We start from the raw sequence: 21655 nt of genomic DNA, 5'->3' as shown, positions 1-21655 counted from the left end.
TTCACGCCCCGAAGATCCGCGCCGCGTTCCCGTGACACACGGCGCGGAGCCAGTCGTCACCGAAATCGAGGCGGGACAAGGCGTCCAGCGCCTGCATGTAGGAGTAGGGGATGTTCGGGAAGTCACTCCCGAACAGGATCCGTTCTTCGAGCTCTGCGATCCGCTTCCGCTCCCGGTCCGGCAGCTCGACGCGCCCGAAGAAGTCCGTGAACGCCATCGTGGTGTCGAACAGCACGCCGTCATACCGCTCGGCCAGGTCGAGGAACTCGACGTACTCAGGCATCCCGAAGTGCGCCACGATCAGCCGCAACGTCGGGTGCGCGGCCAGCACCGGCGCCATCGACGCCGGGCCCGTGAAGCGAGTCGCGACCGGCCCCGAGCCGCAGTGCGCGATCACCGGGATCCCAGCCTCCGCCAACGCCCCCCACACCGGATCCAGCAGCGGATCGGCGGGATCGTAGTCGCCGACCTGGATGTGCGCCTTGAAGACGCGCGCGCCGGCCTCGATCGCCGCCGGGACGTAGGCGGCCGCCTCAGGCTCGGGGAAGAACGTGGCGCTGTGCAGGCAATCGGGGGTGCGTGCGGCGAAATCGGCGGTCCAGGCATTCAGACTCTCAGCCATGCCCGGCTTGTGCGGATAGGCCAGCGAGGTGAAGGCGAGGAGGCCGAAGCCACGCAGGATCTCCAGCCGCTGTTCCTCGTCCTGGCGGTAGCGGATCGGCCATTCACGCCCGATCAGCGGACCGGCGGCGTCGAAGTAGGCCTGGATCCGGTCCAGGAGGCGATGCGGCATGAAGTGGGTGTGGAGGTCGATCAGTCCCGGCAATCCCAACGCCTGCCAGAAACGGCGGACGTCGGAAGTCTCCTCGGCCGTGGCCGCGTGATCTGTTTCCGACACAAGATCTGTCTCTGACACGCGATCCACCGTAGCCGACCTGTCCTGTAAGGCCTGTTATTAGTCGGAACCCTGCCGCCCCTCCAGCCGCATGTGAATGTCCTCCAACGACTCCGCCACCACAGCCCGCATCGCCACCTCCGCCCGCTCCGGATCCCCCGCCGCGACCGCGACCGCCACCGCGTCGTGCCGGTCCGCGTCGGCAGGGTCCGGCGCGGTCGGCAGCAGCTTCAGCGCCGCGCGCCCGCGCAGCAGCTCCTCCGTCACCGGCGCCAACTGTGCGAACAGCGGGTTGCCGCACATGCCCAACACCAGCCGGTGGAAGTCGACGTCCGCCTCCAGGAACGACGTCCGGTCCCCCACCGCCGCCGCCGCGCGCATCCGCGCCGAGCTCTCCAGCAGGCTCGTGCGCTTCGCGCGGTCCGCCTGCCGGGCCGCCGCGGCCGCAGCCGCCGGCTCGACCGCGCCGCGCAGCTCCGTCAGTTCGTCGAGCACCGTCGTGCGCTCCGCTCCGGCCAGGCGCCAGCGGATCACGTCCGGGTCGTACAGGTGCCACTCGCGGACCGGCCGTACCGTCAGTCCCACGCGCGGGGAGCTGCGCAACAGCCGCTTCGACTGCAGGGCCTGCACCGCCTCGCGCACCACCGTGCGGCTGACGCCGAAGCTCTCCGCGAGGTCGTCGGTACGGAGCACGTCGCCGGGGTTGTGGCGGCCGCCGGCGATGGCGTGGCCGAGGTCGTCCGCGACCTTGCCGGCCAGTCCTTTGCCCAACTCCGGCATGCCGTTCCTCTCGTTGCCAGGTCCTGTGCGGGTGAGTCCGAGACCATCATCGCGCCGACGACGCCGGTTCAGCGCCCCGGCGCGAGCTGTTTCGTATTACGGAATAGTCACCACCTCTTCAATCGTCATACTTTTTGGCCTACCGTGACGCGTGGCGCGTCACGAGGTGTCGCGTACGGGGTCAAAGGAGACTGAACCGTGAATGCCGCATCGCCCGCAGCATCGCCCGCCGTTCCGGGCGCCCAGCCGCCCATCCTGCTCGTCACCGGGGTCTCCGGCAGCGGGAAGACCACCATCGGCTCGTTGCTCGCCGGCCGGCTGGGCTGGGAGTACGCCGAGGCGGACGCCTTCCATCCGGCGGCCAACATCGCCAAGATGTCCGCCGGACACCCGCTGACCGACGAGGACCGCTGGCCCTGGCTGGACAACATCGGGCGCTGGATCGACGAGACCACGGCCCGCGGACGCCCCGGCGTCGTCACCTCGTCCGCGCTCAAGCGCGTCTACCGCGACCGGCTGCTGGCCGGGCGTCCGCAGGTGCGCCTGATCTACCTGGACGCCGACCGCGAGACCGTGGCCCGGCGGCTCACCGCGCGCAACGGCCACTTCTTCCCGCCGGAGCTGCTCGACTCGCAGTTCGGGGATCTGGAGCCGCCGGCCGACGACGAGCACCCGGTACGCGTCAAGGTCGACGACCACGACTCGCCGCTGACCGTCGCCGAGCGCCTGATCCACGCCGAGAAGCTGGAAGCCGTCGAGGCCGCGCACGACCGGACCGAAGCAGCGCATAACGAAGCAGCGCAGGGCCATGCCGCACAGGACAAGGCCGCACAGAACCAGGCCGCCCAGGACAAGGCCGCGCACGACAAGGAGGCAGGCGCATGATCCCGGCCCTGGCCTCCCACCCGGCCCTGGCCGAAGCCGCCGCCAAAACCGCCAAGTCCACCGCCTGGACCGGCCACGACACCCGCCTGATCCTCGTCGCCCTGGCCGGCATCGCCCTGGTCGTCCTGATGACCGCGGTGACGAAGATCCACCCCTTCCTCGCCCTGCTCATCGGCGGCCTGTTCGTCGGCGTCGCCGGCGGCATCCCGGTCGACAAGCTCCTGTCGACCACCGAGACCGGCGTCGGCGGCGTCCTGGGCAACGTCGGCGTGATCGTGGCCCTGGGCGCCATGCTCGGCAAGATGCTGGTCGACTCCGGCGGCGCCGACCGGCTGGTCGGCGCGATCGTCGACCGGGTCGGCGAGAAGCGCGCGCCGTGGGCGATGGTGGTGGCCGCGATGGTCGTCGGCATCCCGATGTTCTTCGAGGTCGGCCTGGTCCTGATGGTCCCGATCATCTACCTGGTCTGGAAGCGCACCGGCGGCTCGATCCTGCGCGTCGGCATCCCGGCGCTGGCCGGCCTGTCCATCCTGCACGGCCTGATCCCGCCGCACCCGGGGCCGCTGGTGGCGATCAACGCCCTGCACGCGGACCTGGGCACGACGCTGCTGTTCGGCGTCATCGTCGCGATCCCGACCGCGATCATCGGCGGACCGCTCTACGGCACCTGGATCTCCAAGCGCGTGCACCCGCACCCGCCGGAGAACCTTGCCGCGCAGTACACGACGACCGAGCGGGCCGACGGCAGGACCCCCTCGGTGCTCACCACGCTCTCGGTGATCCTGCTGCCGGTGGTCATCATGCTGGTCAAGACGGTGGTCGACATCGCCGACAGCAGCCCGGCCTCCGAGCTGCACAAGGTGATGGACTTCGTCGGCGACCCGATCATGGCGATGATCGTCGGCGTGGTCTACGCCGTGTTCGCCCTCGGCTTCGGCCGCAAGGCCTCCGACGTCATGGGCGCCTCGCTGGGCCCGATCGCCGGCATCCTGCTGATCATCGGCGCCGGCGGCGGCTTCAAGCAGATGCTGGTCGGCACCGGCATCGCCGACTCGATCGGCAAGGCCGCGAACAACTCCCACCTGTCGCTGCTGCTGCTCGCCTGGCTGATCGCGGTCGGTATCCGGCTGGCCACGGGATCGGCGACGGTGGCGACCGTCACCGCCTCCGGCATCATCGCGCCGATCGCGGCGTCCCACACGAACACCTCCACCGCGCTGCTGGCACTGGCGGTGGGCTCCGGCTCGCTGTTCCTGTCGCACGTCAACGACGCCGGTTTCTGGCTGGTTAAGGAGTTCTTCGGCATGGACGTCAAGCAGACGTTCAAGTCGTGGTCGGCGATGGAGACGATCCTGTCGACCGTATCCATCGTGGTCATCCTGATCCTCGGAACCTTCGTGCACTAGTGTGCGGCGGCATGGGACTGCTCATGCTGCCGGCTTTGGCGCTGCTCACGCTGCTTTCGGCGTGGGCAGTGTCCTTTTCGCCCCTTTGGCTCTTCGCCCTGATCCCCCTGGCCCTGCTGCTGGTGCTCGGGATCTACGACGTGCTGCAGCCGCGGCGCTCCATCCTGCGGAACTTCCCGGTCCTGGGCCACGCGCGTTTCATGATGGAGTACATACGCCCGGAGATTCAGCAGTACTTCATCGAGACGAACACCGGCGGGCGTCCCTTCGACCGCGACACCCGCTCGGTGGTCTACGAACGGGCCAAGGGCATCCACGGCGACCAGGCGTTCGGGACCGAGCTGGACGTCGAGTCCTCGGGCTATGAGTTCCTGGAGCACTCGATGTCGCCGTTGCAGCCGACGCCGGAGCAGCCGCGGGTCCTCATAGGCGGCCCGGATTGCAAGCATCCATATGAGATGGCGCTGCTGAACGTCTCGGCGATGAGCTTCGGCGCCTTGTCCGCGAACGCGATCCTCGCACTGAACAAGGGCGCCAAGGCCGGCGGCTTCGCGCACGACACCGGCGAGGGCGGCATCTCGCCGTACCACCGCGAAGGCGGCGGCGACCTGGTCTGGGAGCTCGGCTCCGGCTACTTCGGCGCGCGGACCGCCGACGGGAACTTCGACCCCGACAAGTTCCGCGACAAGGCCGCAGATCCGCAGATCAAGTGTGTGGAGCTGAAGCTGAGCCAGGGCGCGAAGCCGGGGCTCGGCGGCGTGCTGCCGGGGCCGAAGGTGACGCGGCAGATCGCCGACATCCGCGGTGTCCCGGAGGGCGTCACGGTCACCAGCCCGCCGTCGCACAAGGTCTTCAGCACGCCGCGCGAGCTGGTGCTGTTCATCGCGAAGATGCGGGAGCTGTCCGGCGGCAAGCCCACCGGCTTCAAGCTGTGCGTGGGTTCACGGCGCGAGTTCCTGGCCGTGTGCAAGGCGATGCTGGCCGAGGGTGTGACCCCGGACTTCATCGTGGTCGACGGCTCCGAGGGCGGCACCGGCGCGGCGCCGCTGGAGTTCGAGGACAACGTCGGGACGCCGCTCACCCACGGCCTGCTGACGGTGCACAACGCGCTGGTCGGCGCGGGGCTGCGGGACCGGATCCGGATCGGCGCCAGCGGCAAGATCGCGCGCGGTACCGACATCGTGAAGCGCATCGCGCAGGGCGCCGACTACACGAACGCCGCGCGCGCCATGATGATGGCCGTCGGCTGCATCCAGGCGCAGAAGTGCCACACCAACCACTGCCCGGTCGGCGTCGCCACCCAGGATCCGAAGCGCTACCGGGCCCTGGACGTGCCGGACAAGGCGCTGCGCGTGAAGCGCTTCCAGTCCGCGACGGTCGCCGAGGCGCAGCAGCTCATCGCCGCGATGGGCCTGAGCGGCCCGCACGAGCTGCGGCCGGAGATGGTGCAGCGGCGCGTGAGCCAGCGCAAGACGAGCACTTACGCAGAGCTCTACCACTACCTGCGGCCGGGCGAACTGCTCGCCGAGCCGGTCCAGGGCTGGGACGAGGACTGGCAGGCCGCCGATCCGGACACGTTCCGGGCGGTGGGGGTGAAAAAGGACTAGCACGTCGCGAACCCGCGGCCGGCTTGATCGCTGTGCGGCCTAGAGTGGTGTGATGATCACCACCGAGCGCCTGCGGCTGCGCCCCGCGACCATGGAAGACGTCGACTTCTGGGTCGACCTGCACGCCGATCCGGAGGTCAACAGGTTCGTCGGCGCGTACACCGCAGAGCGTGCCGAGGATCGGCTTCGTCGCATTTCGGACAGCTGGGCCGCGCGCAGCTACGGCTTGTGCATCGTGGAGCTGCTGGACACCGGCGAGGCGATCGGCCGGTCCGGACTCAACTGGTGGGAGGAGTTCGGCGAGACCGAGATCGGGTGGACGTTCCGGCGCGAGCACTGGGGCAACGGGTACGCGACCGAGGCCGCCCAGGCCGTGCTGGAGTGGGGTTTCGGCAAGCTCGACCTCGATCAGATCACTGCGATGATCGCCCTCGGCAACCAGGCGTCGATCGCGGTCGCCGAGCGGCTCGGGTTCACGCCGCGCCGCAAGGACACGGTGCTGGGGATGCCTTGCACGGTCTACGCGCTGGATCGGCCCCGGGCATAAGGCCTCGGGCCTGATGCCTCGCGCCTCGGGCCTGACCCCTTACGTTTCAGTCCCAGCGCCTCAGTCCCAGCGCCTCACGCCTCGCTGAGCCGGAACCCGCGCCGCCGCTGCCAACCCGCGGCCGACGCCGCCCCGATCGCGACGCCGGCGATCAGCAGGACCCAGGCCAGGCCCGCGTCGTCGTAGTGCTTGGCCTGTGCGTAGTCCTCGGTGACGGAGTGGCCGTCGGCATAGTGCGTGATGCACCTGTCCGTCGCGGTCATCTGCCGGCCGTCGCAGGTCGGAATGGTGTTCGAGCCCTTATACATCGAGTATGCCGCCACGATCACCAGCACCACACCGACGACCAGTCCGACCTTCGTTGCCCTCGCCAACATGCTGACAACCGTATCGGGGGGCACCCGCACGCGGGAGCGCCTCCTCCGTTTCGCGACGTATTTTGCCTACGTATCCACCTCGGCCATACGCTGCGTGCCGATCACTCTGAGCAGTTGCAGCGCCTGCTGCGCCGGCGTCCCGGCCCGCGCCGAGTGGATGATCAGGCGCTGGTCGTGCTCCGGCGACAGCATGACCTCGCAGTCCAGGTCGATGCGGCCGACGACCGGGTGCAGCACGGTCTTGTGGTCGGAGCGGCGGCGCGCGACGTCGTGCCGCTCCCAGAGGTCCGCGAAGCGCTGACTGCGCGTCTTGAGTTCCTCAACGAGGGCCCGCAGCCGGGCGTCGTCGGGCCGGGCCGCGAGCCCGGCGCGCAGATCGGCGACGGTGTGCTCGCCGTTGCGGACGAAGTCCTCGGGCAGGAAGAACTCCGCGGCCTCCGGGTTGCAGAAGTGCTGCCAGGCGATGTTGCGTTGCTCGACCGGGAAGCGACCGGGATCGCCCATCAGGGCGGCCTGCATCGCGTTCCAGGCCAGCATGTCGCCGCGGTCGCTGCACACCAGCGCCGGGGTGTCGTCCAGCTTGTCCAGCAGATGCAGGACGCCGGGACGGACGTGGTCGGTCGGCACGAAGCTGTCGTTCTCCGGCATCACGCCGGACAGGTGGAACAGGTGGTCGTGCTCGTCGCGGGTCAGGCGCAGCGCGCGGGAGAGGGCGCCGAGCAGCTGGGCCGAGGGCTGCGGCCCGCGCGCCTGCTCCAGCCGGATGTAGTAGTCCACTGACATGCCCGCGGCCATCGCGACCTCCTCGCGGCGCAGGCCGGCGGTCCGGCGGCGGCTGCTCGCGGGCAGACCGAGGTCCTCCGGACGCAGCCGCTCACGGCGGGTGCGCAGGAAGGCGGCGAGTTCGGGGCGATCGATCTTGAGCACCCCTCCAGCATCGCGCACCCGCCGCGAGCTATCCAGGGATCGCGAGTCCCAGGATGAGCGGGTCTCTGCACACCGGCTCCGACCTGCGGCAACGTTCTGGACATCAGCAGTCGCCCGAAGGAGACGAACCTCATGACCACCACCACTTCCGCCAAGCCCATCCTCATCACCGGTGGCACCGGGAAGGTCGGCAGCCGGCTGATCCCGCGCGTGCTGTCCCAGGGCGATCCGGTCCGCGCCCTGGTCCGCGACCCGGAGTCGGAGGCGGCGCTACAGCTGCGCGCGGCCGGCGCCGAGCTCGTCGTCGGCGACCTGGCGACCCTGGACGCCGCGGGCTTCAAGGACGTCGTCGACGGCACCGCCGCCGTGATCCACCTCGCCGCCACCTTCCGCGACGCCCCGACCCCGGAGCGGGCCACCGCGGTGAACACCGACGCGTCGACGGCCCTGGCCGAGGCCGCACTGGACGCCGGCGTCACGCGCTTCGTGTTCGCCAGCACCAACCTGGTCTACGGAGCCGGCCACCACGCCCCGCAGGACGAGCAGACCGAACTCGGGCCGATCGCATGGGGCGGTCCGTACCCGGAGTCCAAGGTCGCCGCCGAGAAGTCGTTGCAGGACCTGCGAATCCGGCGCGGTCTCGACCTCCGGGTGGTACGCCTGGCCTTCGTCTACGGCGACGGCGACCCCCACATCGAGGAGTTCATGCAGCGCCCCCTGGACTGGCACTCCTCCCGCCGCCTGCAGATGGTGCACCACGCCGACGTGGCACAGGGCGTACTGCTCGCACTGCGCGCCGAAGGCCTGAGCGGCGAGGTGTTCAACATCGCCGACGACTCCGCCGCGACCGTCGCGGAGATCTACCGCTACATGGGCCGCGAGCTGACGCCGGAGATGGCCGAGCGGGAAGTGACCGAGCCCTGGTTCGGCATCGTGCAGAACGGCAAGGCTCGCCGGGTGCTCGGGTACCGTCCGCTGTACCCGACGATGTGGCAGGCCGTGGACGCCGGGGCTATGTGAGGGTCCTGTTTCAGCCGGAAGCCAGGCGGGCGGTTCGCATCGGCGAACCGCCCGCTTCGCTGTGTGGCTCACCCGGAAGCCGTTGCGGAATACGTTGCGAGAGTCGGCTCCTGATCGGGTAGCGCTTTGGCCGCGGCGATGGCCGCGTCCCAAACCGAACTGTCCAGCAGCGTGGTGACCTGATCCGAGGTCAGGAGCAACGGTGCGCCGGGCGCTGCGGGACTTTTGTCGTTCGGGGAGTTGGTCTCGATGGCGGTCAGGCTTGAGCCGTCGGCGCGAACCAGCGTCACGTCGAGGGTGAGGTGGTCGGGTTGCGGGCCGTCGGTGCCTCCGGGGGCCTGGTTCACGTATACGGTCGAACCGCCGCCGACGGCCTGCGGTGTGCCCAACCCGGAGGCGGTGCCCTGGTGGCCGGAGACGATGATGGCGATGGATCCGATGTTCTGCTGGGTGGAAAGGCGTGCGCTGACCATGATCATGCCCAGGGGCATCATGTTCGCGGGGGCGGCGAGGTCGCTGCCGCGGGCCAGGTAGGAGCTGCCGGTGACGCCGGTGCCTTGGAATCTGGATTTCAGGGTACTGATGAGCTCGTTGCCGGTGACCTGTGGGGCGCCGGTGGAGGCGGGGGTGCCGGCGTCCTGGGCGTCGGTTCCGGTTCCGGTCCCGGTCCCTGTGCCTATATCAGCTGTCGGTGCAGTGGCGGTCGGCGTACCGGGCAGGCTGTTCGTCAACTGGCCGGGCGTCGGCGTGCTGGTCGTCGGCGTGCCTCCGGCACCGACACCGACACCGACACCGCCAGTCGGATGCGACCCGAACACCACCACCGCCGCGAACACCACCGCCACAGCCAGCGCCGAGCCCAGCACCTGGACCCCCCGCTTCAGACGCCGCATCCGCGTCCCGCGCGTGACGCCGCCGGCGGCGAGCCGCACGACGTCCGGCTCCAACTGGCGCGCGGTCTCCCGCATGGCTTGAGGCAGATCGTCGCGCACCTGTCACCTCTTCCGGCTCGGTTCCTCCTGCGTGATACTCGACGCGCGCCGCGCGGCGGTTGTTACGGTCGCCGCATGCCGACCGTCGAGGACTGCGAAGCCGCTCAGACCTGCTGGTTCACGTGTCGCGCCGAGGTCCTCGGCGGCCAGACCTGGACCGATGGACCGTTGACCTGGGTCCGCGAGGGCGACGAGCAGAGTCTGATGTTCCCGGAGCGGCTTCCGGCCGACGCCGTCCTGCGCGGTGTGGAGCGGGCCCGGGAGACCGGCGTGCGGATCATCGGGGCGTGGCTGGGGGCGGACGTCGACGCGTCGGCGTTGGCGGCTGCGGGGTTCGAGCGCGGGTGGGAGCCGTGGTGGATGACGGCGGCGGTGGCCGGCGTCGGCGCTGCCGCCGACCCGCGGGTCGAGCTTCAACAGGACACGCTGGATTACACCGGCGAGTACGCGGACTACGGGAAGACCTTGCTGATGACCCGCGTGCGTCCTCAGCACACGTGGTACGCCGCCGCCTACGACCATCCGAGCGGCCGGTTCGCGGGTCGTGCGTGGTCGCATATGAGCACAGAGACGGCGAGTGAGACGGCCGGCGTGTTCGACATGGAGGTGTGGCCGGCGTTCCAGCGGCGGGGGCTTGGCAGTGGGCTGCTACGTGCGGTGGTCGCGGCTGCCGCGGATGCCGGGGCACGCAACGCGGTCCTGAACGCGACGCCGGAGGGGAAGCTGCTGTACAAGTCCTGCGGCTTCCGCCAGATCGGCGCGGGCATCACGTGGTGGCTGCATCTCGCGCCCCGGGGTTGACCTGGCAAGAGGCGCTGCGGCCCGCTAACCTTGCGTGCGCGCGTCCTCGGGAGGGGCCGCGCACAGGGGTGATTTCAGACATGGGGGAAGTAATGTCTTTGCGTTCTCGGCGTTCCAGCCTGCCTGTCCGCGCTCTGCTCGCGGTGGGAGCGTTGTCTTTGGCCGCTGCGGGCTGCGCCTCGCAGGGGGTGACGGCTGGGCAGGCGGCGGCTTCGGGGGTGACCGGTTCGCCGACGATTTCCACGACTTCGGGTTCTGATTCGCCGTCCGCGGTGTCGAGTTCGTCATCGGCTTCACCGGCGGACTCCGCTTCGTCGGTCGACCAGCCGGCGTCGGACAGCTCGTCGTCCGCCGGCACGCCGGGCAAGCTCTACAAGCTGACCGACAGCGTCACCGAAGGCGGCTTCACGCTCAAGATCAACTCCATCACGATGCCCTGGAACCCGCCGGCCGGCTCGCAGTTCACGCCCGCGGCCACCCGGAGCTGGCTGATGATGGACTTCTCGGTCACCAACGTCAGCGGAGCGCAGTCGATGTTCGACACCATCGGCGCCTTCGACCTTCGGGACAACGCCAACGCCTCGCACCTGACGTCGGTCGTGCCCGGGGACACGCTCCCGGCGGGGAAGCTGTTCCAGGACCACGAGGTGAAGCCCGGCGAGACGGCGCGCGGCGAGGTGGTCTTCGACCTGCCGCAGAGCGGCGGGCCGTTCCGGCTCATCTTCAACGGGAACATGTGGCATGCCAGCCAGAACCCGCCGTCGATCTCGTTGACCAAGTGACGGCGGGCAAGTGACGCGGCGCAGGTGACGGCGGCCGGGTTCGGCGAGGCGTGCCCCGCCGGACCCGGAGGCCGCCCTCCTCGCAGGACTTGCCTATCCTGAGCCGCATGAGCAACATCGTTCCGATCGGCCAGGTGGTCGGCGGCCGTACCGAGCCCCGTGACGACGACTGGGGCGGCGAGCAGGCCGTCATCCGACTCGACGAGCACTTCGGGCCCGAGGCGCTGGCCGGGCTGGACGCGTTCTCGCACGTGGAGGTCGTCTACCAGTTCCACCTGGTGGACCCCGACAAGGTGCAGACCGGCGCCCGTCATCCGCGGAACAACACAGACTGGCCGCTGGTAGGGATCTTCGCGCAGCGCGGGAAGAACCGGCCGAACCGGATCGGGGTCTCACGCTGCCGGCTGGTGAAGGTCGAGGGGCGCGAGGTGCACGTCGCCGGGCTCGACGCGGTGGACGGGACGCCGGTGCTGGACGTGAAGCCGTACATGGCGGAGTTCGGGCCGATCGGCGACGTGACGCAGCCGGAGTGGGCCACCGAGCTGATGCGCGAGTACTACTGAGCTTCGGTTCTGACGATCGCTCTGAGTTCTCCTTCTGAGTCTTCCTTCCGCCGGGTTAATGTCGGTATCGATCGGCCCCGGGTCGACGACGGTGGCGGTGATCCCGCGCGGGCAGTTCGCGGGCGATCGCGGCGCCGATCCCGCGGCTGCCGCCGGTCACCAGGGCTACGGTTCCGGCCAGGTCGTTCATCATCGGTTCCTTTCGTCGCGGGCCCGGTGTGAGCCCGTGACGAAAGGATCGATCCTTGCCATCAGTGTGAGAGTCAAGCACTGCGGGCTGACCCTGGTCGGCGGCCCGACGCCCCGACTCGCCAGTCGGCTGACCCCAGTCAGCAGACAGTCCCGGGCCCCGCCCCGGGCCATGCGCCATCGCCGCACGGCCCGCATCAGGTCAGCCTGCACCCGCTCGGCCGCGCTCAACGCCCCCTAAATCGCGTTACCGCAGGTCATCCCCGGCACCGGGGTCAGCACCGTCCCCATCCCCGTCCCCGCGATGCCGCACCGTCTCCACCACGTGCCCGACCGCCTCACGCCCCTTGGACGCGGTGTTCCGGGTGATCTCGAACGCCTGCACCTGGAGCACGTTCGCGGTCTGCCGCACCGCCGGCGCGTCGGCGACCTTCCGCACCGCCGCCCGCATCTTCTCGTACTGCTCGCGCCCGGCACGCGTGCCAAGCACATACCCGGCCCCGAGCCCGGCGGCCAACGTCATCTTCGTCCCAGCCTTCATGGCAACCCCAATACCCCCGACCCGATCCGACGAACGGACCTTACGACGGACGGGCGACCCACCAGAGTTCCCACACCCGCCCCGACCTGCCCGACAAAGCGGATTGCGGATCTCCCCCCAGGATGCGCTAACCTAGTCACGCACCGCTGGACCGGAACCGCGACAAGCGCCAAGGACCGACGGAACCAGAACGATCCTGCATAGCTCAATTGGCAGAGCAGCCGGCTGTTAACCGGCAGGTTATAGGTTCGAGTCCTATTGCAGGAGCGCACGACGAACGTCTCCGCTCACGTGGCAGCCCACGCGATCCGGAGACGTTTGCCGTCAGTAGGGGGGTCGATCACAGGGGAGGGTTGATCCGCCACGACGCCGGGCAGATGCCCAGCATCGTCGTGAGCGGCGAAACACTTCACACTTGGGGCGTTAGCTCAGCTGGTTAGAGCAGGGGACTCATAATCCCTTGGTCGTGGGTTCGAGTCCCTCACGCCCCACTCCTAACTCAATGAAGATTTGCGGCCCTGACCAGGGAATGACCAGGTCAGGGCCGTTCTGCTCGACTCAAGCGGTTGACTTTGAGCGAGACTCGTCCGGCTGGCCGCAGCAAATACGCGACAAAAGATCTTGAACGGCCTCCCAGGTCAACAGTCATCTTGATCTCCGCTCAGGTCCCGTAGGGCATCCGCGCCGACCGGCAGGTCGTACATCCGGTCGAGCAGGCCGCGCAGCACCGCCTCGTTGTCGATGACGTTCACGTAGGTTGCGAACAGTACCGGCACAGAGTTGCCGACCCATTGGGCGACGTTCGCCGGCGGGATGCCACGGTTGAGCCAGTTGGTCAGGCACAGGTGGCGCCAGTCATACAGCGTCTTGGCCAGCGCCGAGGCGACTTGCTCCTCGCTGAGAACCGCCTGCCGCGCTCTCTTGAGGACCTTGTCGAGCACGGAGTAGGCGAGTTCGCCGCCCCGCTGCCCACTGAACATGCGGGTCCCCGGCTTGAGCTCCTTCTCGACAATGTAGGCGGAGAGCTTCTGCTCAAGAACCGGGTGCACGGGCACTCGACGACTCTCGCTGCAGGCCCTGCCCTTCAACCCGCGACGCTGGCTGCGCGTGCCGTCGTCAGTCCAGCGCTCGGCAGTTTCGGGAGCCGCCTCATAGAGGACAAGTTCGTCCCATCCCCGCCTGCCGGTACATCACCTCCATCGCCAGTTCCAGCACCCGGCCGTTGCGACTGGTGCCACCCACGGCGACCAGAGGTGCTTCGGCTACCGCCTGGCCTGTGAGGCGCCTCCTGTCGACTGGGATGATCGCCTTGGTCGGCGGCTCGCTTTGGTGTCGGGGATCTCCATTGCCGCCAGCGGGTTGACCTCCAACTGCTTGAAGCGGACGCAGTAGGCGAGGAAGTTGTTCATGATCGCCCGATAGTGCTTGTAGGACGACTCCGCCATCGGCTTACCATCGAGCTTGCGAACAACCTTCGAGAAAATGTCTTCGAAGGTGTTTGCGTCTTCCAGGTCGGCAACGGGCCGAGTACGTCCACTCACCCACTCGACGATCACGGCGACATCTGCCGGCATCGCCTTTCGCTGAGTGACGGCGAACTGCCAGTTCCTCAAAAGCCGCCCGCAGCTTCGTGCCGTTTGCGGTCCACGAAGGCGGTAGCCAGGTCGAAAGCGCTTCGTTGCTGCATGGCAGGCTCGGTCCGCGCCTCAACCGTCTTGGGGTGGGACAGCGGCAAGCCGGTGACGAACGCGAAGGCCTCGCCGTTGCGACGACTTCGAGGCTGCGGCCGTGGTGGGCGTATCGGTCGACGTGTTCACGGACCAGGCCGTCCTCGCTACTTTCTTGGCGTGAGGTCCTTCGCGCCAGCCGGTTTGCCACGCTTGCCGGGTGCCTTAACGCCAGCGCCGGCGGCAAACAAGGCGAACAAACAGGCAGCCTCGTTGGTCGCCTACCTGGCCGAGCTCGACGACGCAGGATCCGCGAGGCCTGACACGGCCGAGCTGGCCAGTCGGTACGGCGTAAGCGCGCGGACCATTCAGCGGTGGCTGGCGCGCGAAGAATACTGAGGCGACCGCCCAAGCCGCCTGACTCCCGCCGAAGAACGGCTCAGCTCTCTCGCCGAGGGGGACGTCCGTGATGGTCACGGTCGCGGAACCTCGGTGGGACGACCGCCTCAATGACCGCTCAACGGATCACGATCGCCGCTTGGACCCCTCCCCCGTGATCTGGTTACCTACAGCCTTCGGATGACCGATGACAGCTGACAGGCGATGGGGTGGGATCATGGCAGGGCAAGGTTCGCGTTCGGTGGCAGGCGCATTAAAACGGGCACAAATGCTGGCGTTCAGCGTCGCGATGGTCGGTATGGTCGCCAGCTGTTCCAGCTCTGGAACCGCGGCCAGCCGTCCGGATCCGGGCACAACCACCTCGGTCTCGGCCACGCAGCCCGCGACGAGCTCTGCGGCTTCCGATTCCGCAACGCCGGGTGGGACGGCAACGTCCGAATCCCAGACATCCTCACCCGCATCCACGTCCGCAGCGTCGTCGCACACCGCACCATCGCGAGCCGCGAGCACGACCGCGACCACCGCGACCACCGCGACGTCAGCGGCCCCCGCCAAGACCTACGCCGTCGGCAAGACCACGACCTACGCCTCCTGGCTCGTCACAATCCAGTCCGTCCAGTTCCCTTACCCGACGAAAAGCACGACCTACAAGCCGTGGGCCGGCCAGGCCTACCTCCGCGTCTCGATCCAGGTGAAGAACGTCAGCACCAAGACCGACAACTTCTCCCACATGGAACTGTCGATCACCGACTCCTCGGGCATGAAGTACGTCAGCGACGGCCCCGGCGCCCAGGGTCTGCACCTCCCCGACTGCCAACTCGCCCCCGGCGCGTCCTGCGCGGGCGATGTCGTCTTCATGGTCCCCGCCAACGCCCACGGACTCGACGCCGTCGTGAGCGAGTTCGCAGTCGGCCCTGCTCCCGGCGTGGTCCCGCTTCCCATCTGAGTCGCGGAAGTTCGAACTCCTGGCCGTGGGCCTCGGGAGCGGTCCTGCGTGATCTGCTGCGTGGCGGGCTACCGCTGTCCGACTACGCGTCAGTCGATCCGGTCCTGCTCGACCTGCGCGGCGTCGTCGCGCGGGCCGCGCGGCCGGACGACCCCGCCAGCCGGTTGCGGGCCCTGGAGTCGCTGCTCCGTTGGCAACTCGCCCGTTTCACCCACCACCGCCTGGCCGTCCCGGCCCGCTTGCTGTTCGGCGCCGCCGCCGACGCCAGGGGACTAACGAGGTGGGCAAAGCCGTGCTCGACGGGGGCGCGTCCGGCGGCGATGACCTTGTTGGCGGTCTTCTGGCCGGTGGTGAGTCTGCGGTAGCGGGTGACCTTGTAGCCGGTGACGATGACCAGGTCGTCGAGGTCGGTCGGCTTGTCCACGCCGAGGAACCCGAGGGCTGCTGGGGCGCCGACGCCGGCGGCGACGATGTAGTCGTGGCAGGCGGCAGTAGTGTCGTGGGTGCGGCCGGGCCTGGCGGCGGAGATCCAGATGAGCCGTCCCCTCTCGTCAGTGAGGGCGAGGAAGTGTAGGGGCGTGGCGGGGGTGCTTGCCCGAGTAGTTCGGTCTGTTCGCCTTCCCTGTACGGCGGCGGGTGGGGATCGCCGGTGCCGTCGATCAGCACAACCTCGCCACCGTGTTTGGCTATCTTGCGCAGGGCGCGGTCCGGGCGCGAGGCCCTGCGGGAGTACGGCTGTGGCGGGCGCTGACCGGCGAGGCGGAACAAGTGGTGCTGTTCATCCCTGCTCAGGCGCATCGCGCGGGCCAGGCTCGCCAGAGCCGCCTCGGATGGGGTCTTCACCCGCCCCTGCTCCAAGCGGGAGTAGTAGTCGGTGGAGAGAGCCGCCAGGAGCGCGACCTCTTCTCGGCGGAGGCCCGGAGTGCGGCGGCGACCGCCAGTCGCCATGCCTACGTCCTGCGGGCGTAGCCGGTCACGGCGCGAGCGCAAGAAATCGCCGAGTGCGTTCTGACCCTCCATCACCGCCTCCCTTCCGATCGTGCGGCGATTCGAGTCTCCACCAACGCCACCGCAGTCGCCAGGACAGGCTTTACCTGGGATTACGAGACCTACCCATAGGCCGATCCGTTGGAAGGCGCTGGGAGGCGCCACCGAGGTTCGCCGCTGGACGGTGATCAGAACAGTGAGATCAGTCCATCCTGAAGCGGCTGGCTGGTCAGGGCACTGGCATCACCACGCTTGTCTCACGCCTACTCCTACGAGTAGGAATAGGCCTGGAGGTTCATCGTGCCGTAGAGGTTCGGCGGAGTCGTGACATACAGGGTGTACGTACCGGTAGCCGGCAACCCGGTCGGTGCCAGCAACGTCGTCGGACCGCCGACGTCCAGACCGGCTCCACTGGGCACCACGACCTGACCCGACGGGCCGACCAGCGACACATACGAGTACGTCGTATTCAAACTGCTACACGAACTCCCGCTGCAGTTGCTGTTCACATACACGGCCTGACCCGCAGTCCCAGAGAACGTCACCGCCACCCGCTGACCCACAGCAGTCGAGGCAACCGTCACCGGCACCACCGCACCACCCACCGTCGCCGAAACGGCAACCGGCTGACTCAGCACCTGAAGGTTCATCGTGCCGTAGAGGTTCGGCGGGGTCGTGACATACAGGGTGTACGTACCCGTAGCCGGCAACCCGGTCGGCGCCAGCAACGTCGTCGGACCACCGACATCCAGACCGCCTCCACTGGGCACCACGACCTGACCCGACGGGCCGACCAGCGACACGTACGAGTACGTCGTGTTCAAGCTGCTACACGAACTCCCACTGCAGTTACTGTTCACATACACGGCCTGACCCGCAGTCCCGGAAAACGTCACCGCCACCCGCTGACCCACAGCAGTCGACGGAACCGTCACCGGCACCACCGCACCACCCACCGTCGCCGAAGCAGCAACCGGCTGACTCAGCACCTGAAGGTTCATCGTGCCGTAGAGGTTCGGCGGGGTTGCGACGTACAGGGTGTACGTACCCGTAGCCGGCAACCCGGTCGGCGCCAGCAACGTCGTCGGACCACCGACATCCAGACCGGCTCCACTGGGGACCACGACCTGACCCGACGGGCCAACCAGCGACACATACGAGTACGTCGTATTCAAACTGCTACACGAACTCCCGCTGCAGTTGCTGTTGACATAGACGGCCTGACCGGCAGTCCCGGAAAACGTCACCGCCACCCGCTGACCCACAGCAGTCGAGGCAACCGTCACCGGCACCACCGCACCACCCACCGTCGCCGAAACGGCAACCGGCTTGCTGAGCAGCTGGAGGTCGAGCGTTCCGCTCAGAGTCGAGGCGAGCGTGATGTAGAGCGTGTAGGTGCCCGTGGCCGGCAGCCCGGTCGGATCGAGCAGGGTCAAACCCGTGCCCGGGTCCAGACCGCCGCCGCTCGGGACCACCAGTTGTCCCGTCGGCCCGATCAGCGACACGTACGAGTACGTCGTGTTCAAGCTGCCGCAAGAACTCCCGCAGTTACTGTTCAGGTACACGGCCTGACCGGCAGTTCCGGAGAACGTCAGCGCCACCCGCTGGTTGGCCGCCGCGGTTGGGACCGTGACCGGCACGGCCGCACCGTCGACGGCCGCGCTCGCCTTGATGATCGTCGGGGCGGAGGTGGTGCCGCTGACGCCCGTCACCGTGAGAGTGACGGTGCCGACGTCTATCGCGGCCGGCGTGAACAGGATTGTGTACGTCCCAGTGAGCGGGATCGTGACCGGCGCGATCAGCACTTGCGGGCACGTCCCAGGCACCTCGTCCCCGGGGCAGGGGTAGAGCGGTATCGCCGTGCCGGTGGCCGCCAGGGCGCCCTGCGGGTCGTACATCGAGAGCGAGCCGCCCACCGCGCCCGTGATGCCCTCGACGCTGATCGTGCTTCCGGCGGTCCCGGAGAGCGTGACGGCCATGATCTTGCCCGGGGTCGAAGTCGGGATGGTCAGGGCCACGGGCAGGCCGTTGACTCCGGCGCTCGCCGTGACGTAGCTGCCGATGACCTGGAGGCTGACCGTGCCGGTCGCGCTTGCGTCGGGGCTGATGTAGAGCGTGTATGTACCCGTGTACGGCAGGTTGACCGGGGAGATCCACTGCTCCGCGATGCCCGGGTCGTACGACCAGTGCTGGCCGGTGGCCATCTGCCCACCACGCGGATCCACCAACGAAACCGCAGCGTTGTAACCGCCGGCGGTCCCGTTCACGTAGATCGTCTGTCCCGCCGTGCCGGCGAACGTCACCGCCAGCCGCTGACCGGGAGACGCCGCCGGGATCGTCGCCGACGCCGCGGCACCGCCGACGGTTGCTGAAGCAGTCGCATACTTCAGGACCTGCAAGCCGACCGCACCGGTCGCGCCCGCGGTGGGGCTGACGTAGATCGTGTAAGTACCCGTGTAAGGGAGGTTGATCGGGGAGATCCACTGCTCCGCGGTCCCCGAGTTATACGACCAGTGCTGTCCCGTGGCTATCTGCGCGCCATGCGGATCCGCCAACGAGATCGCGGCGTTGAAGGCCCCCGAGGTTCCGTTCACGTACACGGTCTGTCCCACGGTGCCGGCGAATGTCACCGTCAGCCGCTGGCCGGGAGTCGTCGCCGGAATCGTCGTCGACACCGCCGCACCGCCCACAGTCGCCACGACCGCCGAACCGCTGGCGAGAACCTGGAGGCTCACCGAACCGGTGGCCTTCGCATCGGGAGAGATGAGAAGCGTATACGTACCCGTATACGGGAGGTTGATCGGGGAGATCCACTGCTCCGCGGTCCCCGAGTTATACGACCAGTGCTGGCCGGTGGCCATCTGCGCACCGTGCGAATCCACCAACGAAACCGCGGCGTTGTAACCGCCGGCAGTCCCATTCACGAGGACGGTCTGCCCGACCGTGCCGGAGAACGTGGCCACCACCTGGCGACCGGGAGTCGCCGTCGGAATCGTCGCCGACACCGCCGCGCCGTTCACCGTCGCCGTGACGGCCACGGCGGTCAGCACCTGGACGGACACGGTGCCCGACGCACCCGCGGTGGGGGTGACATGGATGGAGTAGGTGCCCGTCAGTGGCAGATCGACAGGGCTGATCCAGTTTTCCGCCTGCCCCGATTCGTAGCTGGCGGCGCTGCCGGAGCCCAGTTGGGTTCCCATCGGGTCGACGAGGGTGACGCCGGTGTTGAACGCCCCGGCGGTTCCGTTGACCTCGACTACCTGCCCCGCGGTACCGGCGAATGAGAAGTCGTAAGTGGGGGCGGAGGATCCCACCGCCTGTGACACAGCCGGCCCGTTCACTGTCGCCTGATACGGCGACGGCGGCGGGGGGACGTAGAGCAGCTTGTCAGGTGAGGGCGGGTTGCTCGTCGCGGCACCGGTGATCAGCGTGGAGACGCCGTTGGTGGCCGGTGTGGTGGCGTCGTTCAGGAGCGCGTTCTGGACGTCTTCCTGATAGAACGAGGGGTTCGCGGCCAGCACGATCGCGGCCGCGCCGGAGACATACCCCGAGGCGATGGATGTCCCGAAGGCCGTCCGCGTGCCAGTGCTCTGGCTGAAGGCCGTGGGGACGCTCTGCCCGGGCGCGAACAACGTCACACAGGGCCCGTAGTTCGACAGTGACCACATGATGTCCGTCGGCGGGTTCGTGGTCTTGTCCAGGCCCGTCGCCCCCACGACGATCGCGTTCAAAGCGGCCCCGCCCTTGGTCTTGCTGCCCGGGGTCGCGTCGCAGGCGTTGATGCCCTGGTTGCCGGCGGCCATCACCACCGTGAAACCCTTCGTCGTCAACTGGTTGACGATTGCGGCCCGGGAGGCGTTCAAGCCGGGGTTTCCCAGGCTCAGGTTCACCACCGAGTGGATCGGGGCGTTGTTCAGAATCCAGTTCAATCCGTCATCGGTGACCGCACCCGGGCCTTGCACCGGTTGGCCCGTGGAATCACAGGTGAAGACCTTCACCGACTTGATCAGAGCCTGCTTGGCCGCCCCGTAGGTCGTGCCCGCAGCGGCGGCGGCCACCGACGTGCCGTGTCCGGGATCGACCGCGCAGTCGTTGTTCGCCGGGAGGTTCGCCGACGTGTTGGTCGTGGCGTCGAACACGTTGGTCGCGCGACCGGCCATATCAGGGTGCAGGGTGTTGACGCCCGAGTCCACCACGTAGATCGAGACACCGGCCGACGAGCCGGAGGCGTACTGAGTGTCGCTCCCCAGATTCGCCACGCGCTGGTTGATCCGAGCCAGAGCCCAACCGGGATTGTCCTGCACCGGCGGCACGGACGGCGTGGCAGCGGCCTGGTCGTACTGGTCCTGGTCGACGTAGGAGACACGGCTGTCGCCGGCGATGGCGCTCGCGATCGCGTCGGTCGAGTTCAGCACGAACATCTGGAACCCGTCGAGCACGTCGCCCACGGTGCCGCCGTAGGACGCCGTCAGGCTCTGGGCCACCGACGCGACGGTCGCCGTGCCGGTGATGGCTGACGCCTGCAGGGCGACGATGTACTGACCGGGAACGGCGTCCGCGGCTCCTTGGTCGAGAATCGTTCCCGTCGCGGCCGCGGTAGGGGCACCCGCGAAGGCCGGGGACGGACTGACGACACCGACCGTCAGCCCGAATATGAGCGCGATGAAGAAAACGACACGCGGAAATCCGACTCGTGACACGACTACCCCCGCAACACTGGTTGATCAGCTGGCCGAAGCCGTGCGCAACAGCGCCCCGTCGAACGAGGCCCATTGAAGCACAGTGATATCCATGACAGTAAGTACCGCTCACCGTCCGGGAGTCATCACCCGACCCCGACACCCGACATCGCGGAGGAGTCCATGACCGATGAGCCCGACCTTCGCGAGACGCTCGTCGTCCTTCAGCACAGGTCCTTCGACAGGCAGGTGCCTCCAGAACTGATGGCCGACCTGCGCCTGGACGACTCCCGCATCCTGAGGACCGGCTCGATCGGATTCACCGCGTCACTGACCCGGACCCAGCGTGCGACGGCAGCGCGGCATCCCACGGTCGAGCGACTCGAACCCGACCCCGACCGGCTCGCCCCGTTCATCGGCATCGCCCCCGATCCACAGGCACCCGGCCGCTACGTCGCCAAGACGGCCGACTGCGATCCGCACGACGTGGCGAACGCGATCGGCCTCGATCCGTCGAACGTGACCGTCACCGGCATCTGGCTCACCGCGACACTCACCACCGAACAGCTCCGCGCGCTCCGGCACGACCGGCGCGTCGACTTTGTGGACTTCGCCATCATGGACAATCCGGCCTGATCACCGCGCCGAGCCGCTTTCGGGCCGAC

The 21655-nt window shown here is 68.4% G+C and carries 20 protein-coding genes, 2 tRNA genes and 2 pseudogenes; 12 read left to right on the top strand and 12 right to left on the bottom strand.

Going from position 1 to position 21655, the window contains the following annotated elements:
• Window position 1: 1 nt before the first annotated feature.
• Both ABH935_RS24585 and ABH935_RS24580 read right to left on the bottom strand, forming a co-directional pair.
• Window positions 2-916, bottom strand: a complete 915-nt coding sequence (locus tag ABH935_RS24585) for an amidohydrolase family protein (RefSeq protein ID WP_370380267.1) — start codon at window positions 914-916, stop codon at window positions 2-4.
• 39 nt (window positions 917-955) lie between these two features.
• The gene (locus ABH935_RS24580) at window positions 956-1675 is read right to left on the bottom strand and encodes a FadR/GntR family transcriptional regulator (RefSeq protein WP_370380266.1); all 720 of its coding nucleotides are present in this window, start codon (window positions 1673-1675) and stop codon (window positions 956-958) included.
• Between the two features lie 198 nt (window positions 1676-1873).
• Between ABH935_RS24580 and ABH935_RS24575 the strand changes: the two genes are divergently transcribed.
• Genes ABH935_RS24575 through ABH935_RS24560 form a run of 4 tightly spaced genes read left to right on the top strand, consistent with a single transcriptional unit; the run spans window position 1874 to window position 6120 of the window.
• Window positions 1874-2560 (top strand): gluconokinase, encoded by a 687-nt coding sequence (locus ABH935_RS24575; RefSeq protein WP_370380265.1) that lies wholly within the window; start codon window positions 1874-1876, stop codon window positions 2558-2560.
• A complete protein-coding gene (locus ABH935_RS24570; protein ID WP_370380264.1) occupies window positions 2557-3966 on the top strand; it encodes a GntP family permease in 1410 nt (469 codons plus the stop codon). The genes ABH935_RS24575 and ABH935_RS24570 overlap by 4 nt, the downstream gene beginning before the upstream one ends.
• A gap of 11 nt (window positions 3967-3977) precedes the next feature.
• Window positions 3978-5573, top strand: coding sequence for an FMN-binding glutamate synthase family protein (locus ABH935_RS24565; protein WP_370380263.1), 1596 nt, complete (start codon window positions 3978-3980; stop codon window positions 5571-5573).
• Window positions 5574-5625: 52 nt separating this feature from the next.
• Window positions 5626-6120 carry a GNAT family N-acetyltransferase gene (locus ABH935_RS24560; protein ID WP_370380262.1) on the top strand — a complete coding sequence of 165 codons (495 nt, stop codon included), beginning with the start codon at window positions 5626-5628 and terminating at the stop codon, window positions 6118-6120.
• 74 nt (window positions 6121-6194) lie between these two features.
• On the opposite strand, the gene ABH935_RS24555 is transcribed toward ABH935_RS24560, so the two are convergent.
• Together ABH935_RS24555 and ABH935_RS24550 are read right to left on the bottom strand one after the other, a co-directional pair.
• Complete coding sequence (locus ABH935_RS24555; protein ID WP_370380261.1) at window positions 6195-6497, bottom strand: hypothetical protein; 303 nt, start codon at window positions 6495-6497, stop codon at window positions 6195-6197.
• Between the two features lie 66 nt (window positions 6498-6563).
• Window positions 6564-7415, bottom strand: coding sequence for a helix-turn-helix transcriptional regulator (locus ABH935_RS24550; RefSeq protein ID WP_370380326.1), 852 nt, complete (start codon window positions 7413-7415; stop codon window positions 6564-6566).
• Between the two features lie 141 nt (window positions 7416-7556).
• Here ABH935_RS24550 and ABH935_RS24545 point away from each other — a divergent pair, with 141 nt between their 5' ends.
• A complete protein-coding gene (locus tag ABH935_RS24545; RefSeq protein ID WP_370380260.1) occupies window positions 7557-8444 on the top strand; it encodes an NAD-dependent epimerase/dehydratase family protein in 888 nt (295 codons plus the stop codon).
• A 68-nt stretch (window positions 8445-8512) separates the two neighbouring features.
• Here ABH935_RS24545 and ABH935_RS24540 read toward each other — a convergent pair whose 3' ends face one another.
• Window positions 8513-9436, bottom strand: a complete 924-nt coding sequence (locus ABH935_RS24540; protein ID WP_370380259.1) for a hypothetical protein — start codon at window positions 9434-9436, stop codon at window positions 8513-8515.
• 75 nt (window positions 9437-9511) lie between these two features.
• Between ABH935_RS24540 and ABH935_RS24535 the strand changes: the two genes are divergently transcribed.
• The 3 genes from ABH935_RS24535 (at window position 9512) to ABH935_RS24525 (ending at window position 11582) form a co-directional block, all read left to right on the top strand.
• Window positions 9512-10237 carry a GNAT family N-acetyltransferase gene (locus tag ABH935_RS24535; RefSeq protein ID WP_370380258.1) on the top strand — a complete coding sequence of 242 codons (726 nt, stop codon included), beginning with the start codon at window positions 9512-9514 and terminating at the stop codon, window positions 10235-10237.
• A 92-nt stretch (window positions 10238-10329) separates the two neighbouring features.
• Window positions 10330-11019 (top strand): DUF4352 domain-containing protein, encoded by a 690-nt coding sequence (locus ABH935_RS24530; RefSeq protein ID WP_370380257.1) that lies wholly within the window; start codon window positions 10330-10332, stop codon window positions 11017-11019.
• Between the two features lie 107 nt (window positions 11020-11126).
• Complete coding sequence (locus ABH935_RS24525; RefSeq protein ID WP_370380256.1) at window positions 11127-11582, top strand: SAM-dependent methyltransferase; 456 nt, start codon at window positions 11127-11129, stop codon at window positions 11580-11582.
• 106 nt (window positions 11583-11688) lie between these two features.
• Here the strand turns inward: ABH935_RS24525 and ABH935_RS24520 are convergent.
• Window positions 11689-11772 (bottom strand): annotated as a pseudogene (locus ABH935_RS24520) (oxidoreductase); the annotation flags it as partial.
• 246 nt (window positions 11773-12018) lie between these two features.
• On the bottom strand, window positions 12019-12312 hold the full coding sequence (locus ABH935_RS24515; RefSeq protein WP_370380255.1) for a YtxH domain-containing protein: 294 nt from the start codon (window positions 12310-12312) through the stop codon (window positions 12019-12021).
• 194 nt (window positions 12313-12506) lie between these two features.
• Here ABH935_RS24515 and ABH935_RS24510 point away from each other — a divergent pair.
• Window positions 12507-12579 (top strand) — tRNA-Asn (locus ABH935_RS24510).
• Between the two features lie 150 nt (window positions 12580-12729).
• Window positions 12730-12803 (top strand) — tRNA-Ile (locus ABH935_RS24505).
• Window positions 12804-12950: 147 nt separating this feature from the next.
• Here ABH935_RS24505 and ABH935_RS24500 read toward each other — a convergent pair.
• Together ABH935_RS24500 and ABH935_RS24495 are read right to left on the bottom strand one after the other, a co-directional pair.
• Window positions 12951-13367, bottom strand: coding sequence for a hypothetical protein (locus ABH935_RS24500; RefSeq protein WP_370380254.1), 417 nt, complete (start codon window positions 13365-13367; stop codon window positions 12951-12953).
• 207 nt (window positions 13368-13574) lie between these two features.
• Entirely contained in the window at window positions 13575-13886 is a 312-nt protein-coding gene (locus ABH935_RS24495) for a hypothetical protein (RefSeq protein ID WP_370380253.1), read from the bottom strand.
• Window positions 13887-14646: 760 nt separating this feature from the next.
• Here ABH935_RS24495 and ABH935_RS24490 point away from each other — a divergent pair.
• Window positions 14647-15324, top strand: a complete 678-nt coding sequence (locus ABH935_RS24490; protein WP_370380252.1) for a DUF4352 domain-containing protein — start codon at window positions 14647-14649, stop codon at window positions 15322-15324.
• An 82-nt stretch (window positions 15325-15406) separates the two neighbouring features.
• Here the strand turns inward: ABH935_RS24490 and ABH935_RS24485 are convergent, their stop codons facing one another.
• From ABH935_RS24485 to ABH935_RS24475, 3 genes and pseudogenes are all read right to left on the bottom strand, one after another.
• Complete coding sequence (locus tag ABH935_RS24485; protein WP_370380325.1) at window positions 15407-15853, bottom strand: hypothetical protein; 447 nt, start codon at window positions 15851-15853, stop codon at window positions 15407-15409.
• Window positions 15854-16149: 296 nt separating this feature from the next.
• Window positions 16150-16272: pseudogene (locus ABH935_RS24480) on the bottom strand (helix-turn-helix domain-containing protein); the annotation flags it as partial.
• Between the two features lie 308 nt (window positions 16273-16580).
• Window positions 16581-21011, bottom strand: coding sequence for a S8 family serine peptidase (locus ABH935_RS24475; RefSeq protein ID WP_370380251.1), 4431 nt, complete (start codon window positions 21009-21011; stop codon window positions 16581-16583).
• A 162-nt stretch (window positions 21012-21173) separates the two neighbouring features.
• Between ABH935_RS24475 and ABH935_RS24470 the strand changes: the two genes are divergently transcribed.
• Window positions 21174-21626: a hypothetical protein gene (locus ABH935_RS24470; protein ID WP_370380250.1), complete on the top strand. Its 453-nt coding sequence runs from the start codon at window positions 21174-21176 to the stop codon at window positions 21624-21626.
• Window positions 21627-21655: the final 29 nt, after the last annotated feature.

The organism is Catenulispora sp. GAS73 (assembly GCF_041262085.1).
Lineage (GTDB): Bacteria > Actinomycetota > Actinomycetes > Streptomycetales > Catenulisporaceae > Catenulispora.
Note: the sequence above shows the minus strand (reverse complement) of the source record. Positions and strands in the feature narration are given on the sequence as shown.